The organism is Catenulispora rubra (genome assembly GCF_015356825.1).
Classification (GTDB): domain Bacteria; phylum Actinomycetota; class Actinomycetes; order Streptomycetales; family Catenulisporaceae; genus Catenulispora; species Catenulispora rubra.
The window spans coordinates 1-20,409 of the sequence record NZ_JAACYW010000209.1; the positions used below are offsets into that span (position 1 = coordinate 1).

The window sequence follows — 20,409 nt, forward strand, 5'->3', positions numbered from 1 at the left end:
CTCGTGCTCCTCGGCGAACTCCGGGCCGTCCAGCTTGGACTGCATCAGCTGCAGGAAGGTCTCCTGCACCTCGCGCGCCTGCTCGACGGACTTGCCGATGAGCAGGTCCGCCATCACCGACGCCGAGCCGGTCGTCCTCACCGACCCCGACACGCTGCCCGGGGTCCGTCCGGTGGCCCGCCCCGACGGCCGGTTGCGCCCCGACGCCGCCTACCTGATCTCCGGCGGCCTCGGCGCGCTGGGCCTGTCGCTCGCCGAGCGCATGGTGGCCGACGGCCCGACGACCCTGGTCCTGCTCGGCCGGTCCGCCCCGGGTGAGCAGGCCGCGGGCCGGATCGAGACCCTGCGGCGGGCCGGGACACGCGTGGAGACAGTGTCCTGCGACGTGTCCGACGCCGACGCTCTCACCGGTGCGCTCAAAGCCCTGACGCTGCCCCCGATCCACGGCGTCGTGCACGCCGCCGGAATCCTCCAGGACGCCACGATCGGCACCCTCACCCCGGACGGCCTGGCCCGCGTGCTGGCGCCCAAGACCGCCGGCGCGCGCAACCTCGAGGCGGCGACCGCCGATCAGCCCCTGGACTTCTTCGTCCTGTTCTCCTCGGCCGCCGCGCTGTTCGGTCTGCCGGGCCAGGCCGCCTACGCCGCGGCCAACGCCTACCTCGACGCTTTCGCCCAGCACCGGCGCCGTCGCGGCCGGCCGGCCCTGAGCGTGCAGTGGGGCCCGTTCGCGGACATCGGCCTGGCCGCCGCGGACGAACTGCGCGGCGATCGGCTCGCCGAGCGCGGTGTCGGAGCGGTCGGCGTCGAGCAGGCCTGGCAGGTGCTCGACGCGCTGCTGGACGGCGACCACGACGTCGCCGCATGCGCCCCGCTGGACCCCCGCCGCTGGTTCGACGCCCACCCCGACAGCGCCGCGCAGGGCAGCTGGCGCCGTCTGCGGGCGCTCGCCGACCGTGACACCGACACCGACACCGACACCGACACCGACACCGACACCGACGCGGTCGGCGGCTCCGGCCGCTTCCTGGCCGCGCTGCTGGCCGCCGAGCCCGCCGAGCAGCTCGCGGCGGCCCGGGCCAAAGTGCGGGAGCTGGCCGGACGGGTACTCCGGCTGGATCCGGCGGCGATCGACGCCGACCGGCCGTTCAAGGCCCTGGGACTGGACTCGCTGATGAGCCTGGAGCTGCGCAACCGGCTGGAGGCGGCTTTCGGGCTGCGCCTGTCGCCGACGCTGCTGTGGGCCTTCGGGACCACCGACGCCCTGGCCGCGGAACTGCGTACAAGGGTCTGCGACGCGGCGTCCTGACCGGCGGGGCCGCGTGCACACCTGGAAGAACCCGACAGGGAGGACGACATGACCGACAGCGCCGAGGGCGGCACCCCGCCGACCGCGCTGACCCGAGCCCTGGCCACCATCAGGGACCTGCGGCTCCGGCTGGCCGACTCCGGCGGCGGGGCGGTCGCGGTGGTCGGCGTCGGGCTGCGCCTGCCCGGCGGGATCAGCACACCGGACGGGTACTGGGACGCCCTGGCCGCCGGCCGAGACCTGGTGCGCCGGATGCCCGCCCACCGGCTGGGCCCGTCGGCGGCGCGGTGGGAGGGACTTCCGAACCACGGCGGCTTCCTGGACGAGGTGCTCGACTTCGACGCCGACTACTTCGGTATCAGCCCGCGCGAGGCCCGGCTGCTGGACCCGCAGCACCGGCTGCTGCTGGAGTGCTCGGCCGAGGCCCTGGACGACGCCGCGTTCCCGGCGTCCGCGCCGGCCGCCCGGGTCGGTCTGTATCTGGGCATCATGTGGCAGGACTACCGCGAGTGGATCACCGGCAGTCCGGACGTCTACGGGACCACCGGCAACGGCCACAACTTCGCCGCGGGCCGGATCGCCCACGCCCTGGGCTTCACCGGTCCCGCCCTGGCCGTCGACACGGCGTGCTCCTCCTCCCTGGTGTCCGTGCACCTGGCGCTCCAGGCGCTGCACCGCGGCGACTGCGACGTCGCCCTGGCGGCCGGCGTCAACCTGATCATGTCCCCGCACACCATGCGCCTGGTACAGCAGACCAGGTCGCTGTCCCCGGACGGCCGCTGCAAGCCTTTCGACGCGCGCGCCAACGGGTTCGTGCGCGGCGAGGGCTGCGGGGTCGTCGTCCTCAAGCCCCTGGCGGCGGCCCTGCGCGACGGCGACCGCGTCCACGCCGTGCTGCCGGGCTCGGCGGTCAACTCCGACGGCCGGGCCGGCGGCTTCACCGCGCCGAACGTCCTGGCCCAGTCCGCGCTGCTGACCGCCGCGCTCCGGACGGCCGGGCTGCAGCCGTCCGACCTGGGCTACCTGGAGACGCACGGCACCGGCACCTCGCTCGGCGACCCGATCGAGATGGCGGCGGTCGCCTCGGCGCTGGGCGGCTCGGACTCGCCGCTGCTGATCGGCGCGGTCAAGGGCAATCTGGGCCACCTGGAGTCCGCGGCCGGCGTCGCCGCCCTGATCAAGGCGATCCTGTGCGTGAACCGGCGGCAGGCCCCGCCGGTCGCGCACCTGAGGGACGTCAACCCGCGCATCGATCTGTCCGGGACCGACATCCGGATCCCGACCGCGCTGACCGGGTTCCCGGAACGGGCAGGGCGGTACGCGGGCGTCAGCTCGTTCGGGATGAGCGGGACGAACGCGCATGTCATCGTGGGCCCGGCACCGGCTCGGGAGACGGATCCGGACGTGCCGGGCGCGGCACCGGCCGGCGGGCCGCCGGCGGCCGGATCAGTGCACGGATTCGACATCAGTGCCAAGACGGCCGCGGCGCTGCGGGATCTCGCGGCGGCCTATGCCGACAGCCTGGAGCGGGGTGACACCGCCGACCCGGCGACCTACTACCCGGCTTTCGCCCACACCGCGTCCGCGCGCAGCCGCCACCCGGTCCGGGCCCGGATCCTCGCCACCGACGCGGCCGCCGCGGGGCGAGAGCTCCGCGCCCTCGCACGGGGTGCGGCGGACCCCGTCGATCCAGGCGAACAGCCCGGGGACGAGCTGCCGCGCCGGGTCGTCGAGCTGCCCGCGTACCCGTGGCAGCGCGAGCGGTTCGGGCCCGAGGAAGACGAGCGCGCGCTGCCCGCCGCGCACACACTGGTCTGGCGGGAAGCCGCGCAGCCGGTGGTCGACGACCAGGTCCGCCTGGTCCTGACCGGCGACGACGACCAGTTGCTCGATCGGCTGCAGGGCATCGCGGGGGCCGATCACCTGCGGCTTCCGGCAGATTCCGATGCTCTCCTGTGGCAGGAGCTCGACCCCGACGTGCCGACGGCTGTCGTCCTGGCCCTGTGCGCCTGCGACTGGGAAGCCGACGCCGAGGCCGGCGCCCGGTTGTGCCAGAGGATCGTGGAGACGGTCCGCGCCGTATCGGCCGGTGCCGGGCTCCGGCGCGTCTTCGTGCTGACCAGGCAGGCGGTTCGCGCCCGTGCCGAGGACTCGGTGACGGCCACGGACCACGGCCTGGTCCTCGGCCTGTCGGCGGTGCTCGGCCTGGAACTCCCCGCGGTGTGGGGCGGCGTGGTCGATCTGCCGGCCGAGCCCGGCCAGGACGATCTCGCCTCGGCCCTGGCGACGGTCCGCAGGGCTCCAGGCGCGGTCGTCGAGGATGCCGTGGCCGTGCGGGACGGCAGGGTCCTGACCCCGCGCCTGCGGGTCGCGGACGTCTCCGAGGCCCGCCTGCCGATCAGCTCCGAGGCGACGTACCTGGTGACCGGCGCTCTGGGTGCCGTCGGTCGGGAGCTGGTCGCCGAACTCGTCGCGCGCGGCGCACGGAACCTGCTGCTGGTCGGCCGCCGCACTGAATCAGAGCTCGACGGCGAGGCCGCGGCTCTGCTCGCGGGACTGCGGGACGCGGGAGTGCGTGTCGTCTACCGGGGCGGGGGATGCCAGAGTCCGGAGTCGGTGGCCGGGGCGTTGGCGGCCGCGGAGGACCTGCCACCGCTCAAGGGGCTGATCCACGCCGCCGGGTCGCTGCGCCGCACGCCGGTCGCCGAGCTGGGCGAGTCCGACTTCGCCGACGCGCTGCGGGACAAGACGGCCGGCGCGTGGCGGCTGCACAAGGCGACGGAAGATCTGCCGCTGGACTTCTTCATCCTGGTCTCCTCGGTCTCGGCGGTGTGGGGCACCGCCGAGTGCGCGGCCTACAGCGCGGCCAACGCGGGCCTGGATGCGCTCGCCGCGCATCGCGCCGGACGTGGCATGCCTGCTCTGAGCATCGCCTACGGGCCCTGGGAGCTCGACTCCGGCGGGATGGCCGACGCCGGACTGCGCGAGAAGTCGGCGCGCCTGGGGGTCGGCAGCCTGACTCCCGGCCAGGGCCGGATCGCACTCGACGCCGGTCCCGGCGCCGACTCCGGCGCCGGGTGTCTCATCTGGTGCCCCATCGATCTCCCACGCCTGCGCACCGTGATGTCCGAGCTGCGCCCCCGCGGCCTGTTCGACTATCCCGCCCCCGCATCGGCCGCCGGGCAGACCACCGCCGTCCGGCCCGCGCGCTTCGCCGCCGAGCTGGCCGGACTCCCCGTCGCCGTGCGTCCCGAAGCCGCCCGGGCCGAGGTGGCACGCCTGCTGGCCGATCAGCTCGGGCACGGCGACCCGGCGCGCGTCGGCATGCAGGTCGGGTTCTTCGACCTCGGGCTCGACTCGATCACCGCCGTGGACCTCGCCGTCGGGCTGCGGGAGGCCTTCGGCGTCGCGGTCGGCGGCTCGGACCTGTTCGACCACCCGACGGTCGAGCAGCTGGCCGCCCACCTGCTGGAGCTCCCAGCCGAACACCCAGCCGAACACCCAGCCGCGCCCCGCCGTGCCGCGCGGATCGCCGCGGTCCCCGGCTCCCCGGCACCCGCTCGACCCGCCGATCCGGCCGAGCCCATCGCGATCGTCGGCATGGCCGGCCGCTTCCCGCAGGCCGGCTCCGTCGAAGAGTTCTGGGATCTGCTGCACGGCGGCCGCGACGGCGTCACCGCGGTCCCCGCCGAGCGCTTCGATCCGGCGGTGTTGCAGGCCGCGTCGGTGCCGGCACAGGGCGGGTTCCTGCGCGACATCGACCGCTTCGACGCCGCGTTCTTCGGTATCACCCCGCGCGAGGCCGAGAACCTGGATCCGCAGCAGCGGCTGCTGTTGGAAGCCGCGTGGCACGCGCTGGAGGACGCCGCCATCGATCCGGCGGGTCTGCGCGGGAGCCGCACCGGGGTCTTCGTCGGCATCAGCTACGCCGACTACGCGCGGGTGCTCGCGGCGGGCGGCCCGGCCGGGGTCGACGCGTACTACGGCACCGGCACCGCGCTCAACGCGGCCGCCGGGCGGCTCGCGTTCGTGCTGGGCCTGTCCGGCCCAGCGCTGGCCGTGGACACCGCGTGCTCCTCCTCGCTGGTCGCGGTGCACCTCGCGGTGCGTTCGCTGCGCACCGGCGAATCGGACGCCGCGCTGGTCGGCGGGGTCAACATCCTGCTGGACCCGTCTTCGTGGCTGGCCGTCGGCCAGGCGCACATGCTCGGTGCGGGCGGGCGCTGCCGGACGTTCTCCGCCGACGCCGACGGCTTCGTGCGCGCCGAGGGCTGCGGCGTGCTGGTGCTCAAGCGGCTCGGCGACGCGCGGCGGGACGGCGACCGGGTGCTGGCCGTCGTCCGCGGCACCGCGGTGAACTCCGACGGCGCGTCCTCCGGCCTGACCGCGCCGAACGGCTCGGCCCAGGAAGCGCTGCTGACGGCGGCCCTGGCCGACGCCGGCCTGTCCGGCGCCGACGTCTCCTACCTGGAGGCCCACGGCACCGGCACCTCCCTGGGCGACCCCGTCGAGCTGCGCGCGGCCTGGCGGGTCCTGGGCCCGGACCGGCGTCCCGGCCGGCCGTTGCGGGTCGGCTCGGTGAAGAGCAACATCGGGCACTGCGAATCCGCCTCCGGCGTGGCCGCCGTCGTCAAGACGGTGCTGGCGCTGCGGCACGGGGTCCTGCCGGGCAACCTGCACTTCGCCGAGCCGAACCCGCAGATCCCCTGGGACGACATGTTCGTCCGGGTGGTCGAAGCCGCGATGCCGTGGCGCCGGGAGGACGGGGCGCGGATCGCGGGGGTGTCGGGGTTCGGATTCACCGGGACCAACGCGCACCTGGTGCTGTCCGACGCGCCGGACGAGGCCGAGGCCGGCGCCGCGGCGACCGCCGACGCGCCGTCGCCCGAACTCTCGCCCGAACCGGCCGGCCAGACGCTCATCCCGCTGTCCGCCCCGGACCCGGCCGGTCTCGACCGGCTGACCGAGCAGTGGCGGGAACTGCTCACGACGACTGAGACGCCGGACCTCGCAGGCCTGGCCCGTACCGCCGCCGTCGGCCGCGCACACTTCCCCCACCGGCGCGCGCTGCTGGGCCGCACCCCGGCGCACCTGGCGTCCGCACTGGACGCCGCGCCGAGCTTCGCGCCGGCCGGCCGATCGCCCCGCGTGGCGTTCCTGTTCTCCGGCCAGGGCAGCCAGTACTTCGGCATGGGCCGGGAGCTCTACGACACCGAGCCGGTCTTCCGCGACATGTTCGAACGCTGCGACGCCGTGCTCACGCCGCTGCTCGGTGACTCCCTGGACCGGATCCTGTTCCACGCCCGGGACCCGAAGGCCGTCAACCAGACCCGCCTGGCCCAGCCCGCGCTGGTCACCCTGGAGGTCAGCCTGGCGGCGCTGTGGCAGTCGTGGGGTCTGACGCCTGCCGTCGTGATGGGCCACAGCATCGGGGAGATCTCCGCGGCGATCACCGCCGGGGCGCTGGACCTCGACGCGGGCCTGCGGCTGATCGCCGAGCGCGGGCGGCTGATGCAGTCGGCCGAGCCCGGATCGATGCTCGCCGTCGCGGCCGAGCAGGACTCGGCCCTCGACTGGGCCCGGGAGTACGGCTTGGATCTGGCGGCGGTCAACGGCCCGCAGGCCTCGGTGCTGGCCGGGCCGACCCCGGTCGTCGAGGCGCTGGCCGCCGAGCTGAAGGGACAGGGCGTCCGCTGCCGCCCGCTGAGCGTGTCGCACGCTTTCCACTCAAGGATGTTGGAGCCGGTGCTGACGGAATTCGGCGCCGGGCTGGCCGCGGTGCAGTTCCGGGAGCCGGCCGTCCCGGTGGTGTCCAACCTGACCGGGAAGGTGGCCGCGAGCGACGAGATCGACGCCGGCTACTGGGTGCGTCACGCGCGCAATCCGGTGCGTTTCCTTGATGGCCTGCGGACCCTGGCCGCCCTGGACGTCGACGTCCTGCTGGAGGTCGGTCCCGACCGCACGCTGGGCAACCTCGCCACCGCCGCCGAACTCGCCCCCTCCGGTGGGGTGACCGCCTCGTTGCGCCGGGGGACCGCCGAGCGTGACGCACTGCTGGGGGCTGTCAGGACCCTGTATCTGGCCGGACAGGACTTCCCGTGGCGCCGGGTCCTGGCCCAGGCCCCCGCGCGCCCCGCTCCGGCGCCCCGCTACCCCTTCAACGACACCCGATACTGGGCTGCCGGCCATCAGGCCCCGGCCTCGGCCTCGGGCGTGATCGGCCGTCCAGCCGGCGACGCGCCGCCATGGGGCGTTCCGCTGCGCTCCCCGGCGTTGCGCGGCCGAGTCTTCGCCACCGAGCGCAGCACCGGGTATCCGGCACACCTGACCGACCACCGCCTGTTCGGTGTGGTGTCGGTGCCGGGGGCCTCGCAGCTGGCGACGGCGCTGTCCGCGCTGGGCGCGGGCGGCCGGGCGGTGGCGCTGGCGGACCTGCACTTCCCGCGTGCCCTGGTATTGCGCGAGGGCGAGCGCTACGACCTGCAGGTCGTGGACGACGAGGACGGCGCCGGCGGCGTGCGGCGGGTCAGCGTGGTCAGCCTGCTCGACCCCGAACGCGGCCGGTGGCAGGAGCACCTCGCAGCGCGTGTGGAGTCCGTCGGGAGTCCGGGCGGCCCGGTCGCGGGGGATCCGGCCGAATCCGGGTCCTGGTCTGCCGCGGACCGCGAAGACTTCATCCGCCACGCGGACCGCCACCTCACCGGCGAAGCCTTCTACCGGCACCTGCACGGCCTCGGATACCACCTCGGGCCGTCGTTCCAGTGGATCGCCGAGGCCTGGGTCAGCGGCGACGAGGCGCTGGTCCGGTTCGTCCAGCCGGCCGAGCCCCGTGAGGACCCGGCGCGCTACGAGATCCATCCCGGACTGCTCGACTCCTGCCTGCAGAGCACGGTCGTGTTCGCGGTACACGAACAGGACGGCGCGCCGGGGCAGCAGACCGATCTGGCGATCCCGTTCGCCTGCGAGCGGGTGTCCTTCCCCGCGCGGCCCGGCGGGGTCCCGGAGCTGTGGGGCCATGTCAAGGCTCTGCGTCTGGACGCGGACGCCGACGGCCTGTCCCTGGTCGAGGCTGCGGATCTGCGGATCGTCGCCCCGGACGGCCGGGCCGTGCTGGAGATCGACGGCTTCCGGTTCCGGCGGGCACCGCGCGCCCTGCTGGAGCGTTCGCTGCGGGAACTCCGCCCTGTCGTGTACCACCTGAACTGGTCCGACACGGCCACATACGGAACCGCCCGGACCTTCCGCTACGTCCTGCTTGGTGAGCACGCGGCAGTGCGCCGTGCGCTGGATCTGTCCGGTGCCGAAGAAGTCGATGCCGATACCGACGCCGACGTCACGATCGACGCACGGTTCCTCGGCTCGGATGCCGGAGCTGCCGACGCCGACGCCGTCCGGTCGGCAGTGGTCGAATTGGCGGACTCGATCAAGAACGCCGCTCCCATCGCGCCCTACGTGGTGCTGTCCGCCGACGGCCCGCAGGCCGCACCGCTGAGGGAATCCTTGAACGGGATGCTCGCCGCCGTCGAGGCCGAGGAGACGAAGCGCCGCCTGGTGCGCGTGGTGCTGGCCGCGGACTGGGCTGAGGCGACATCGGCCTCGACGCTCGCCGCGGTGATCGGCGCGGTGAGCGGCGCGGAAGTCTCCGAGAACCGGCTGCGGGTCGGGGCGGGCACTGCGGCGGTGGCCCGGCTGACTCCGGTCGGCTCGCTGCCGCAGGCTCCGAAGCGGCGTCCGGGCGCCGCGCTGATCACCGGCGGTACCGGCGCCCTGGGGCTGGCCTCGGCCGGATTCCTGGCCGAGTACGGGATCACCCACGTGACCCTGACGGCCCGCACCGAGCCGGGCGAGAGCGTCGGAGCCGTGGTCGAATCCCTGATCGCGCAAGGCCTGCGGGTCACGGTGCACCGAGGCGACGTCACGGACCCGGCGGCGTGTCAGGAGGCGGTGAACCAGGCGGCATCCGAAGCGCCGTTGCGGATCGTGCTGCACCTGGCCGGTGTTGGCGCCGACGGGGCCTTCGAGCGCCTGGAGGCAGAGCACGTCGACACGGCCTTCGCCGCCAAGGCGTCCGGCGCCGACAACCTCGTGGCCGCTCTGGCCGGGTATGAGGCAGACCTGGACGCGGTCATCCTCTACAGCTCGGCTTCGGCCGTGGTCGGCACCGCCGGGCAGGCTGCCTACGCTGCCGCCAACGGATACCTGGACGGGCTCGCCGAACGTCTGCGTGCCGCCGGGATCCCGGCCTGCTCCGTCGACTGGGGCCCGTGGATCACGGCCCTCGGCGGCGGGATGTCCGCCGGACCCGCGGTCGCCGCCGCGGCCGCCCGGCTCGGGATCACGCCGCTGACCGACGACCAGGCCGCCGAGGTCTTCGGCGCGGCGCTGGCCGAATGCGGTCGGCCCGCGGCATCCGGGCGTCTGGTCGCGCTGATCGTCGACACCGCGCACTATGCCGCCGCCGGCGCCGGGCATCCGCGCGCGGTCTTGTTCGGCGACCCGGGGCAGGACGCCGCGACCGCCGCCCGGGCCCGCCGGGTCGCCCCGACCCGGCCGCGCGGCTGGCTGCGTGCCGAGCTGGACGTCCTGGACCCCGACGAGCGCGAGCTCCGGCTGGCCGAGACCGTGGCGACGCTGGCCGGCCAGGTCCTCGGTGCGGCCCCGCTCGCCGAGGACCTGGGGTTCGCCGAGGCCGGCATGGACTCGATCATGGCCATCGACCTGCGCAACCAGCTGGTCGAGGCGCTGGACGCGCCGCTGGCCGCGACGGTCGCGCTGGACCATCCGACCGCCGTGCGGCTGGCCGGGTATCTGCGGGCCGCGACGGTCGGCGCCGACCCGGCGGTGTCGGCGGCATCGGTGGTGTCGGTGGTGTCGACGGCACCGGCCGCATCGGTGGGGCCGCCGGCATCGGCGGCCGCGACGGCCCCGATCCCGGCCGACCCCGGCGAGGAGGACCTGTCGGCCCTGAGCTTCGACGAACTGGTCCGCGCGGTTCAGGCGGACATATCGGAACAGAACTGAGGAGATGCCATGACCGCCGCGTTGGGATCGGGCGTCGACACCGCCGAGATCAGGAAGCTGATGGAGGACCAGCTGCGGGTCTCCCGTGCCCTCCAGGCCCGGGTCCGAGAGCTGGAGGACGAGCGCCGGGCCCCGCTGGCCGTGGTGGCGATGGGACTGCGCCTGCCGGGAGGGTTGGACAGTCCGGGGGCCTACTGGGACTTCCTGCACCGGGGTGCCGACGGCTACAGCCCGATCCCGCGGGACCGGCCCGGGCTGCGCACCGTCCACGACCCCGAGCCCGGCCGGGTCGGCCGGTCCTACGTGGACCGGGCCGGCTTCCTGGCCGACATCGCGGGGTTCGACGCCGAGTTCTTCGGCCTGTCGGGGCGCGAGGCCCGGCTGATGGACCCGCAGCAGCGACTCCTTCTGGAGACCGCTTGGGAGGCGCTGGAGCGCGGCGGGCTGGCCGCGCGCCGCTCCGACCGCCTCGACGTCGGCGTGTATCTGGGCATCATGGCCTCGGAGTACACCGAGCGCTTCGAGGACCGGGCCGACCTGTCGGCCGTCGGCGCGCACTACACCACCGGCGGCGGTCTGTGCTTCGCGGCCGGCCGGATCAGTCACACGATGGGCTTGCGCGGGCCGGTGTTCAGCGTGGACACCGCCTGCTCCTCGTCGCTGAGCGCCCTGCACATCGCCACCGGGGCCCTGCGCTCCGGCGACTGTCGCTACGCGCTGGTGTGCGGCTCGAACCTGCTGCTGTCGGCGAACCTGATGGTCTCGCTGTGCCAGACCCGGGCTCTGGCCCCGGACGGCCGGACCAAGGCCTTCCTGGCCTCGGCCGACGGTTACGGTCGGGGCGAGGGCGTCGGCGCGGTGCTCCTGATGCGGCTGGCGGACGCCGAGCGGGAGCGCCGCCCGATCCTGGCGGTGCTGCGCGGCACCGCCGTGAACCACGACGGCGCCGCGTCCGGGCTGACCGTCCCCAACGGCCCGGCGCAGCAGGAGGTCATCGCCGCCGCGCTGGCCGACGCCGGGGTGGAACCCGGCGAGATCGGCTTCGTCGAGGCACACGGCACCGGGACGCCGCTGGGCGACCCGATCGAGATCGGCGCGCTGGACGCGGTGATCGGGACGGCGGTGCGCGCGCGCGGCGTGCCTCTGCCGCTGGGCAGCGGCAAGTCGCGCATCGGGCATCTGGAGGCGGCGTCCGGGATCGCGGCGGTGATGAAGACGGTGCTGGTGCTCCACCACGGCGTGGTCCCGGCGTCCGCCTCCCCGGCCGACGGCGCGCTGAATCCGCACATCGACTGGGAACACCTGGGATTCACCGTGCCGCGCGAGCCGCTGCCGTGGCCGCCGACGCTGCCCCGGCGGGTGGCGGGCGTGAACTCGTTCGGGATGAGCGGCACCAACGCGCACGCGGTGTTCGAGGCGTATCAGGACTCCGACGCGACGGGCGCCCCCGCCCTGGACCGGCCGGATCTGCTGGTCGTCTCGGCCCGCACTCCCACGGCGTTGGCGCAGCTCGCCGACGCGACGGTCGCCGTGCTGCGCGATCCGGCGCGGGCGGCCGACGCGGCCTCGATCTGCCACACGCTGCGGGCCGGCCGCGTCCCCTTCGAGTGCCGGCTGGCGGTCGTCGGCACCGGCGCGGCGGATTTGGCCGACCAACTCGCCGCCGCGGCCCGCGTCCGGGAACGGCCGACCGGGGCCCCGCGGACGCGGACCGCGATCCTGAGCGTGCGCCCGGACTCCGCGTCGCTGACCGAGGCGGTCGCCGTCCTCTCCGACCGGTTCTCCGCGCTGGCCGCCGCCGCGCCGCGAGCCGGAGCCGAAGGTTCGGCCGAGGTGCTGGCCGCGATGCTGTCGCAGCTGGGGCTGCGGGTCCGGCTGCGGACCTCGGACGACGCCGAGCCGGCGGCGGCACTGGCCGGCGAGGCCGCCGACGGCGGCTGGACGGCACCGCTGGTCGAGGCGGATCCGAAACAGGCCCCTGAGCTGCTGCTCGCGGCGGTGCGGCAGGCCTATCTGGCGGGGGCCGACATGCGGTTCGAGGCACTGGCCCCGGCCGAGGCCCGCTTTCTGGGCGACCTGCCCACCTATCCGTTCCAGCGCGTGCGGTACTGGGCCGAGGAACCCGGATGGGAGGTGGGGGACCCGCCGGGCCCGGACCGGCGACCGGTTCCGGCCCCTTCCGGCCGGGACCGGGACGAGGTGGCCGGCTACCTGATCGCCGAGCTGGGCGCGGCGCTGGAGTCCGGCGACGACCTGGATCTGGAGTCCTCGCCGCTGGAGGCCGGGTGCGACTCGTTCATCTTCCAGCTGTTCATCACCAACGTGGAGGCGAACTTCCCGCTCGGCCTGACCCCGGAGGACCTGCCCCTGGACCTGCCGACCGGGGAGCTGATCGGGCGGCTCGCCGACGACATCCACGGGTCGGCCCACTCCGGGGCCGCTCACACTCACAGCGGGGCTCACAACGGGGCCCGCTCCGGCGCACCGGATCCGGGGACGCCATGAGCGAGCCCTTCATCCGGCCGTGCAAGGTCGCGGACCCCTCCGTCCGCCTGGTGGCCGTCCACCACGCCGGCGGATCGGCCGCCGCGTACTTCCCGATCAGCCGCAGCCTGCCGCCGGACTGGGATCTGCTGCTGCCGGACCTGCCGGGACGCGGGCTCCGGCACACCCACGAACAGTCCGGCGACGTCAAGGCGATGGCCGCGGTGCTGGCCGCCGATCTCCTGCCGTGGGCGAACCGGGACGTGCCGTTGGCGCTGTTCGGACACAGCCTGGGTGCCGTGGTCGCGTTCGAGGCGGCCCGCGTCCTGGAGGCCGCGCGAGCCCGGGTCCTGTGGGTCGGCGTGTCCGGTTCGGTGTCCCCGGACCAGCGGGCCAAGGCCCCGTCCCCGGACCGCGAGCTGAGCGACGCCGAGCTGCTGACCGAGCTGGACGGTATGGGCGGGATGCACCGCCGGATGCGCGACTCCCCGCGGGTGCTCCAGCGGTTCCTGAGCCTGACCCGCGACGATCTTCGAGCTCTGAGCCGCTACCGGCCCGATCCCGACCGCACGCCGCTGGCGGCCCCGATGACGGCGTTCGGGGCGGTCGACGACGTGTGGGCCTCGCCGGCGGCGATGACCACGTGGTCGCGCGAGACCCGCTCCCGGTTCCGGCAGCGCACGTTCACCGGTGGCCACTTCTACCTGTTCGGCGCCGGTTTCCCGCGCATCGCCGCCGAGATCGTGCGCGAGGTCGAGTACAGCACCGTGGCCCGCGAGTGCAGCCGGGACGCGATGACCGCGTTCCTGTCCGGATGAGGTGTTCGTCGAACGCTCTCTTGGAGGTGACTTGATGCCCGATTTCGAGCAGGCGGTGGACATCCGCCGCCTGATGGCGGGATTCCCCACCGGGGTCTCGATCGTCACGGCGACCGACGCCGACGGGGTCCAGCGCGGAATGACCTGCACCTCGCTGTGCAGCGTCACGCTGCGGCCGCCGACGCTGCTGGTGTGCCTGCGCCGGGACAGTCCGACCCGGCAGGCGGTGTGCGCCGTGCGGGGTCTGACCGTCAACCTGCTGCACGACCGGGCCCGCAGCGTGGCTGAGATGTTCGGGGCGGCCGTCCCCGACCGTTTCGAGCGAGTGCCCTGGACGCAGAGCGAGCGGGGCGGGGGCGCGCACCTGATCGACGCCGCGCACACCATCGCCGACTGCGCGGTGGCCCAGGCGCAGGACGTCGGCGACCACACCGTGGTGATGGCCGAAGTGGTGGCTTTGCACCACATGCGTGAGCCCGTGCCGCTGCTCTACGGGATGCGGCGATACGGGGCCTGGGAGGACACCGCCGAGGACAGCCTGCTCCGTTACGACTTCATTTCCTAGCGGAGGCGTTCTCGCAATCAAGGAGTCGAGCCGGTCCTTCGCCAGGCCCGAGTATCAAAGGGCCCTGGCAATCAGGGGAGTCGAAGTGTCCTGGAGAACAGGGAAGGAGAGCGCCACCATGACCGACGAACAGGTTGTCGCCATCGTCGAGAAGCTCTATGACGCGCTGGGTCGGGAGGACATCGAGACGGTCCTCGGGATCTTCGACCCGGAGGTCGTCATCCACACGCCGCCGTCGCTGCCCTGGTCGACCGGCGACTACCAGGGCCTGGAAGGCGCGGTGAAGTACTTCCAGGGCGCGCTGGAGGCGTGCGCGGACACCGTCTTCGACGTCGAGGAGATCCACCCCTCCGGCGACTGGGCGGCCGCGATCGGCGACTGGAGCGGGACCTCGCGCGCCAGCGGCCGCGGTTTCAGGGTGAAGTTCGTCCACTTCTGGACGCTCCGCGACGGGAAGATCATCAAGGCCGAGGGCATCTCCGACACCGTGGAGATCGTCGCGGCCTTCGACTGAACCCGCCGCGACGCGGGTGCGCGGACGGGCCGGCCCCGAGCCGTCCGGTCCGTCCGACGCATCCGTCGCCCCCCTGAACCAGAGCGCGACGTGGAAGGACTGACGCGGTGGCAAGCACTACCTGGTTCACCCCCGAAGGCCTCCGGCACGCCGCCGCCTTCGTCGTCGCCGACGGCGCGGCCTGGCGCGGCCGGCTGCGCGCCCTGCTGCTGGGCCCGGCGTGGCAGGACACGGCGCAGTCCGTGGTCTTCGGCATGGGCCTGCTGATCTACGTGGACTCCGAAGCGGTACAGGGCGCGCAGGAAGCGGCCTGCGAACAGATCCGGGCCGCCCTGCCGCACCAGCGTGCCGCCTCCGACTGACCCTCACCATCAGGCCTGGTGACAGGCGCCGTCAGCCACCGCGTCGACACCTCGTCGACGCAACGGCCGACCATCTTCGGCCCACGACCCGTGAGGAGCTCTCCGATGGCGCGCCCCGGCGACATCCCCCGACCCCCGTTCACCGCCTTGGCCGCGACCGGCCCCACCGCCGCTGCCGCGCCCGTCAACGGCGCCGTCCCCACCGACCGCGCCGCCTCTGTCGCTCCCGCCTCGGCCGCCGGCCCGGCCGCCGCCGGCATCGCCGCGCGCATCGAGCGCATCCCGGTCGGCCGCTTCCACCACCGCCTCGCCGGCCTGCTCGGCGCCGCCACCTTCTTCGACGGCTTCGACGCGATCTCCATCGCGGTGATCCTGGCCGTGGTGGCCGCCCGGTACCACCTCACCACCGGCCAGGCCGGACTGCTGGTCAGCTACGGGTACGTCGGCCAGCTGGCCGGGGCCGTCGTGATCGGGGCGATCAGCGACCGGTTCGGCCGCCGCCCAGCCTTCCTGCTGTCCGTGACCGTGTTCGGGGTGCTGTCCGCGGTCTGCGCGCTCGCCTGGAACGCCCCCAGCCTCGGCACGCTGCGTGCGCTGCAGGGCCTCGGCCTCGGTGCCGAGATCCCCGTCGCGGGCACCCTCATCAACGAATACCTCGGCGCCCGGGGCCGCGGGCGCGCCTCCGTCGCCTACCAGTCGGCCTTCGCCTGGGGCATGGCCGTCGCGCCGATGGCCGCCATCGCCGCCTTCGACGTCGCCGGGCACCGGGACGGCTGGCGGCTGATGCTCGCCGCCGGCGCGCTGCCGCTGCTGCTGGTGCCCGTCGCCTGGCGCGCGCTGCCGGAGTCGGCCCGCTGGCTCGCCGAACGCGGCCGGGTCCAGGAAGCCCGCGCCCGCGTGTCCGACATGGAGAACCGGGCCCGGGAGCGCGGCGCGGTCCTGGCCGCGCCCGACGACGTCTCCTCGCCCGAGGACGCCCCCGCGCCCGCCTGTCGCGGTCTGCGACCCGTCGAGATGCTGGCCGGTCCCTACCGGGTCCGTACCCTGATGCTGGCCGTCGTCTGGTTCACCACCTTCTTCATCGCCTACGGCTACGCCGTGTGGATGCCCACGCTGTACATCCGCGTCGGCCACCTCACCCCCACCCGGGCCCTGGAACTCACCGCCGCGCTCGGCCTCCTGCAGGTCGCCGTCGTCTACCTCACGGCCTCGGTGGCCGACCGGATCGGGCGCAAACCGTTGCTGGCGGCCAGTTTCGCCGTCATGGCCGCCGGCGGGGCGCTGGGCTGGATCGGCGTGGGCCTGCTCGGCCACCACACCTGGCGCATGCTCATCGCGACCGCGATCGTCCTGGTCATCGGCGCCACGCCGCCGACCAGTGTGCTCTACCTCTACACCGCCGAGCTCTACCCCACCCGCATGCGCGGTTTCGCGACCAGCACCTGCAGCGGCGTCAACCGGCTGGCCAGCATCGTCTCCCCGACCCTGGTCGGCTACCTGCTCGGCACGCACGGCTCGGCGGGCGCCGTGTTCTTCGCGTTCGCCGCCGCCGCTGTGCTCGGCCTCGTCGTGATCGTCTTCGCCGGGCTGGAGACCACCGGCCGCCCCCTGGACGAGATGTCCCGCTAGTGACAGCTGAAGAGAATCTGGGAGAGGACGGAACTCACCGATGGAGACAGACCAGGGCGTCCCCGTGCGCCGCGGCTACGTGGGGGTGCCCACCGGGCAGATCCACTTCGCGCAGGCCGGCACGGGCACCCCGGTGCTGATGTTGCACCAGACCCCCCGCTCCTGGACGGAGTTCCAGTACGTGCTCCCCCTGCTCGGCCGCGACCGTCGCGCGATCGCGATGGACACCCTCGGCTACGGCGCCTCCTCCCCGCCCGACGTCGGCGACGGCCCCGACACCGTCGAGGCCTACGCGGACGGGGTGATCCGGCTGCTCGACGCCCTGGGCATCGACCGCGCCGCGCTCGTCGGCCACCACACCGGCGGGATCATCGCGGTCGAGGTCGCCGCCGCCCACCCCGAACGCGTCACCGGAGTCGTGCTCTCCTGCACCCCGCTCGTGGACGAGCAGGGCCGACGCAACCGGCCCGAAGTGGACGGCGCCCCTGTGGCCGCCGACGGCAGCCATCTCACCGAGCTGTGGGGCGCGCGCCGCCCCTACTACCCCGCGGGCCGCCCCGACCTGCTCGAGGACTACATCGCCGACGCGCTGCGCTGCGGCCCGCGCCGTGCCGAGGGCCACCGTGCCGTCGCACGGTTCGAGATGGAGCGCCGCATACCCCTGCTGCGCTGTCCCGTCCTGCTCCTCGGCGCACCCGGCGACATCGCGTACCAGGACCTGCCGCGCTGGTCGGCCGCGCTGCCCGAAGCCCGCACCACCGTGATCGACGGCGGGCTGGTGCCGCTGCCGGACCACCTGCCCGCCGAGTTCACCGCCGCCGTCCGCATCTTCCTGGACGAGCTGTGAACGCGCCCCGTCTGGGACTTCGCCTGCCGCCGTGCGCCTCGGCGCGCGACGTGGCCGCCGTCGCCCGCAAGGCCGAGCGCGCCGGCTTCGACACGGTGTGGATCCCCGATTCCCAGTTCCTGTTCCGCGACGTGTGGATGACCGCGACGATGGTCGCCGACCGCACCGAGACGATCGGGATCGGCATCGCGGTCACCAACTTCACCACCCGCCATGTCGCCGTCACCGCCAACGCGGCGTGTTCGGTGGACGAGCTGTCCGGCGGCCGGGTGCGCATCGCCGTCGGCACCGGCGACAGTGCCGTCAAAACCCTGGGACACCGGCCCATGGCGCTGGCGCGGATGCGCGAGCAGATCGGTCTGTTGCGCGCCCTGGTGCGCGGCGAGGAGGTGACCTGGCCGGGCCAGTCCCCCTACGCCGGACGGCCGATCCGCCTGCGGCACGCCACCGGCCGGGACATCCCGGTCTACATGGCCGCGACCGGGCCGAAGGCGCTGGCGCTGGCCGGCGAGGTGGCCGACGGCGTGATCGTCGCCGCCGGCGTCGCCCCGCCCCTGGTCGAACGGGCCCTGTCGTTCGTGCGCAGCGGCGCCGAGCGGGCCGGCCGCCGGCTGGAAGACCTCGACGTCTGGCTCGCCGCCCACACCGCCCTGACCCTCGACGAGTCCGCCGCCGCCCGCCTGGTCAAGCCCCTGTGCCTGGCCATGGCGCAGCTCGGTGCCGGGCACGCGCTGCGCGCCGTCGGCATCGACCTGGACGTCCCGCCGGTCATCGCCGGCATCGAGCCGGACGTCACCCACGCCCAGAGCTGGGAAGAGGCGATGGCCATCGCGGACGACTACATCACCCCGGACGCCGCCGCCCGCTTCGCCGAGAACCTCACCCTCGCCGGCCCGGCCCAGGCCGTCGCCGACCGGGTCCAGGCCGCCACGGCCTGCGGGGTCCGCGCCTTCTACCTGCTGGCCCCGGTCTCCGACGAGCTCCCGCACGACTTGATCGACGGCTTCGCCAGAACCCTCATTCCGAGAAGATCCCCCCGGATGCCGAACACCGAGATGTCGAACATTGAGATGTCGAACACCGAGATCGTCTTCGGCATGTACGCCGCGTTCCTGCGCGGCGACTACGACGCGCTTTACAACGCCCTCGACCCCGACATCGAGTGGGTCGAGCCCGAACTGGAGGTGCTGCCCTACCCGGGGCTGACCGCCGGCCGCGAGCAGGTCGCCACCAAGGTCTTCCCGGAGATAGCCACCACCTACGAGAAGCTGGAGTTCCATCCCGACCAGTTCATCCCGGGGGAGGGCGACGTCGTCACCGTCCTGGGCACAGGCTTCGCGAAGGGCCCGCGGCAGCCTGAGGAGAGCTTCTCGTTCTGCCATGTCATGCGTTTGCGTGAGGGCCGTGTCTACCGTTTCGACCACTACGTCGACACCTACAAGATCGCCCGCACCCTGACTCCGCCCCAGGACTGAGAGGCCCCGTTCCCTGCGCGAGGTCGACTGGACGTTCGGCGGCCTGTGGCCCTGTTCGCCGCGGTGGTTCGACACCCCGGACGGGAGGATCCACTACATCGACGAGGGGCGGCACGACGGTCGTCCTCGTGCACGGGAACCCGACGTGGGCTTCCTCCAGCGGGACTTCGTCGGGCCGATCACCGCCGCCGGGCACCGCGTCATCGTCCCCGACTTCCTCCGGATTCGGCCGCTCCGACAAGCCAGCCGACCGGCGCGCACACCGGTTGGACCGGCGCGCGCCGGCTGCTTCCCCGCCGTCGAGGCCAAGCCGTCCGCGGCATACCGCGACCGGCCGGTGCGGTTCGTGTGGGCGATGAAGGATCCTGCGTTCCCGCGGGAGACCCTGCGGGACCGGTGGCTGAAGAACCTCCCGCGCGCGGACGTCGTCGAGCTCGAAGACGCCGGGCACTTCCTGCGGGAGGACGCGGACGAGGTGATCGTGCCGCAGCTACTGGATTTCTTGGCGGGGCTCGGGGCGTAGTGCTTCGCCTCCGTGCTCACCCCACCTGCGGCGCCCCGCTCACCAGCGGGTGGTCCCCGGCCACCGGCCCGGTCCTGGCGGCCCCGCCCGGCGACCCGAGCTCGGTGAAGAATTCCGCGTTCGCCGCCAGGTAGCCGCGCCACTGCCCGGGCACGTCGTCTTCATAGAAGATGGCCTCCACCGGGCAGGCCGGCTCGCAGGCCCCGCAGTCGACGCACTCGTCGGGGTGGATATACAGCGCGCGTTCGCCCTCGTAGATGCAGTCCACGGGGCACTCCTCGATGCACGACTTGTCCTTGACGTCGGTGCAGGGCTGGGCGATCACGTAGGTCATGGCCGGCCTCCATCGGGCAGCGGGGTCAGGGCGGGGCCGGGGACGGTCCAGGTGTCGCCGCCGGCGAGCAGCGCGTCCAGGTCGCCGGGTCCGCGGCGGGCGACGGTATCCTGGATCTGCCCGTTGAGCAGGGTGTCGTAGACGGGCCGCGCGCTGTTCCGGAAGACGCCGATCGGGGTGCCGTCCAGGGTCGCGGGGTCGGCGAGCCGGCTGAGGGCGAACGCGTGCTCGGGACCGGGGGCGTGGGCGTCGTGGAGCACCGCCGGGCGCGGGTCGGCGAGGTCGGCCAGGGCCAGGGCGCCGTGCTCGGTGCGGACCGCCTTACGGGCGCCGACGGTGATCGGGGCGCCGTGCTCCAGACGGATCAGGCGGTCGTCGCGGGTTCCGGGGTCCTTCAACGGCTCGAAGGCGCCGTCGTTGAAGATGTTGCAGTTCTGGTAGATCTCGATCAGCGCCGTGCCCTGGTGCTCGGCCGCGGCCTGGAGCACCGAGGTGAGGTGCTTGCGGTCGGAGTCGATGGTCCGGGCC

Annotated in this window: 12 protein-coding genes and 2 pseudogenes; 11 read left to right on the forward strand and 3 right to left on the reverse strand. The window is 73.9% G+C overall.

All coding sequences use genetic code 11. The annotated features are described in order from the left end of the window. Positions 1 to 126: pseudogene (locus GWK61_RS61050) on the reverse strand (Fe-S cluster assembly sulfur transfer protein SufU); the annotation flags it as partial. Between GWK61_RS61050 and GWK61_RS38440 the strand changes: the two are divergent. The 11 genes from GWK61_RS38440 to GWK61_RS38490 all read left to right on the forward strand — a co-directional run bounded on the left by GWK61_RS38440 (position 98) and on the right by GWK61_RS38490 (position 19,547). After that, positions 98 to 1,309, forward strand: a complete 1,212-nt coding sequence (locus GWK61_RS38440) for a beta-ketoacyl reductase (protein WP_228563640.1) — start codon at positions 98 to 100, stop codon at positions 1,307 to 1,309. The pseudogene GWK61_RS61050 and the gene GWK61_RS38440 overlap by 29 nt on opposite strands. A gap of 48 nt (positions 1,310 to 1,357) precedes the next feature. After that, positions 1,358 to 10,330 carry a type I polyketide synthase gene (locus GWK61_RS38445; RefSeq protein ID WP_194916636.1) on the forward strand — a complete coding sequence of 2,991 codons (8,973 nt, stop codon included), beginning with the start codon at positions 1,358 to 1,360 and terminating at the stop codon, positions 10,328 to 10,330. Between the two features lie 9 nt (positions 10,331 to 10,339). After that, positions 10,340 to 12,835: a beta-ketoacyl synthase N-terminal-like domain-containing protein gene (locus tag GWK61_RS38450; RefSeq protein ID WP_194916637.1), complete on the forward strand. Its 2,496-nt coding sequence runs from the start codon at positions 10,340 to 10,342 to the stop codon at positions 12,833 to 12,835. Further along, positions 12,832 to 13,632 carry a thioesterase II family protein gene (locus tag GWK61_RS38455; protein ID WP_194916638.1) on the forward strand — a complete coding sequence of 267 codons (801 nt, stop codon included), beginning with the start codon at positions 12,832 to 12,834 and terminating at the stop codon, positions 13,630 to 13,632. The genes GWK61_RS38450 and GWK61_RS38455 overlap by 4 nt, the downstream gene beginning before the upstream one ends. Before the next feature lie 34 nt (positions 13,633 to 13,666). Further along, the gene (locus GWK61_RS38460; RefSeq protein WP_194916639.1) at positions 13,667 to 14,197 is read left to right on the forward strand and encodes a flavin reductase family protein; all 531 of its coding nucleotides are present in this window, start codon (positions 13,667 to 13,669) and stop codon (positions 14,195 to 14,197) included. 118 nt (positions 14,198 to 14,315) lie between these two features. Continuing rightward, positions 14,316 to 14,711 carry a nuclear transport factor 2 family protein gene (locus tag GWK61_RS38465; protein ID WP_194916640.1) on the forward strand — a complete coding sequence of 132 codons (396 nt, stop codon included), beginning with the start codon at positions 14,316 to 14,318 and terminating at the stop codon, positions 14,709 to 14,711. Between the two features lie 107 nt (positions 14,712 to 14,818). Then, entirely contained in the window at positions 14,819 to 15,073 is a 255-nt protein-coding gene (locus GWK61_RS38470) for a hypothetical protein (protein ID WP_194916641.1), read from the forward strand. Positions 15,074 to 15,178: 105 nt separating this feature from the next. After that, positions 15,179 to 16,702: an MFS transporter gene (locus GWK61_RS38475; RefSeq protein ID WP_194916642.1), complete on the forward strand. Its 1,524-nt coding sequence runs from the start codon at positions 15,179 to 15,181 to the stop codon at positions 16,700 to 16,702. Between the two features lie 40 nt (positions 16,703 to 16,742). Beyond that, positions 16,743 to 17,549, forward strand: coding sequence for an alpha/beta fold hydrolase (locus GWK61_RS38480; protein ID WP_194916643.1), 807 nt, complete (start codon positions 16,743 to 16,745; stop codon positions 17,547 to 17,549). Next, positions 17,546 to 19,024, forward strand: a complete 1,479-nt coding sequence (locus GWK61_RS38485; RefSeq protein WP_194916644.1) for an LLM class flavin-dependent oxidoreductase — start codon at positions 17,546 to 17,548, stop codon at positions 19,022 to 19,024. The genes GWK61_RS38480 and GWK61_RS38485 overlap by 4 nt, the downstream gene beginning before the upstream one ends. 145 nt (positions 19,025 to 19,169) lie before the next feature. Beyond that, positions 19,170 to 19,547: an alpha/beta fold hydrolase gene (locus GWK61_RS38490; RefSeq protein WP_194916645.1), complete on the forward strand. Its 378-nt coding sequence runs from the start codon at positions 19,170 to 19,172 to the stop codon at positions 19,545 to 19,547. Between the two features lie 16 nt (positions 19,548 to 19,563). Here the strand turns inward: GWK61_RS38490 and fdxA are convergent, their stop codons facing one another. Beyond that, a complete protein-coding gene (gene fdxA, locus GWK61_RS38495; protein ID WP_194916646.1) occupies positions 19,564 to 19,881 on the reverse strand; it encodes a ferredoxin in 318 nt (105 codons plus the stop codon). After that, positions 19,878 to 20,409 (reverse strand): annotated as a pseudogene (locus GWK61_RS38500) (2-oxoacid:ferredoxin oxidoreductase subunit beta); the annotation flags it as partial. The pseudogene GWK61_RS38500 and the gene fdxA, both read right to left, overlap by 4 nt.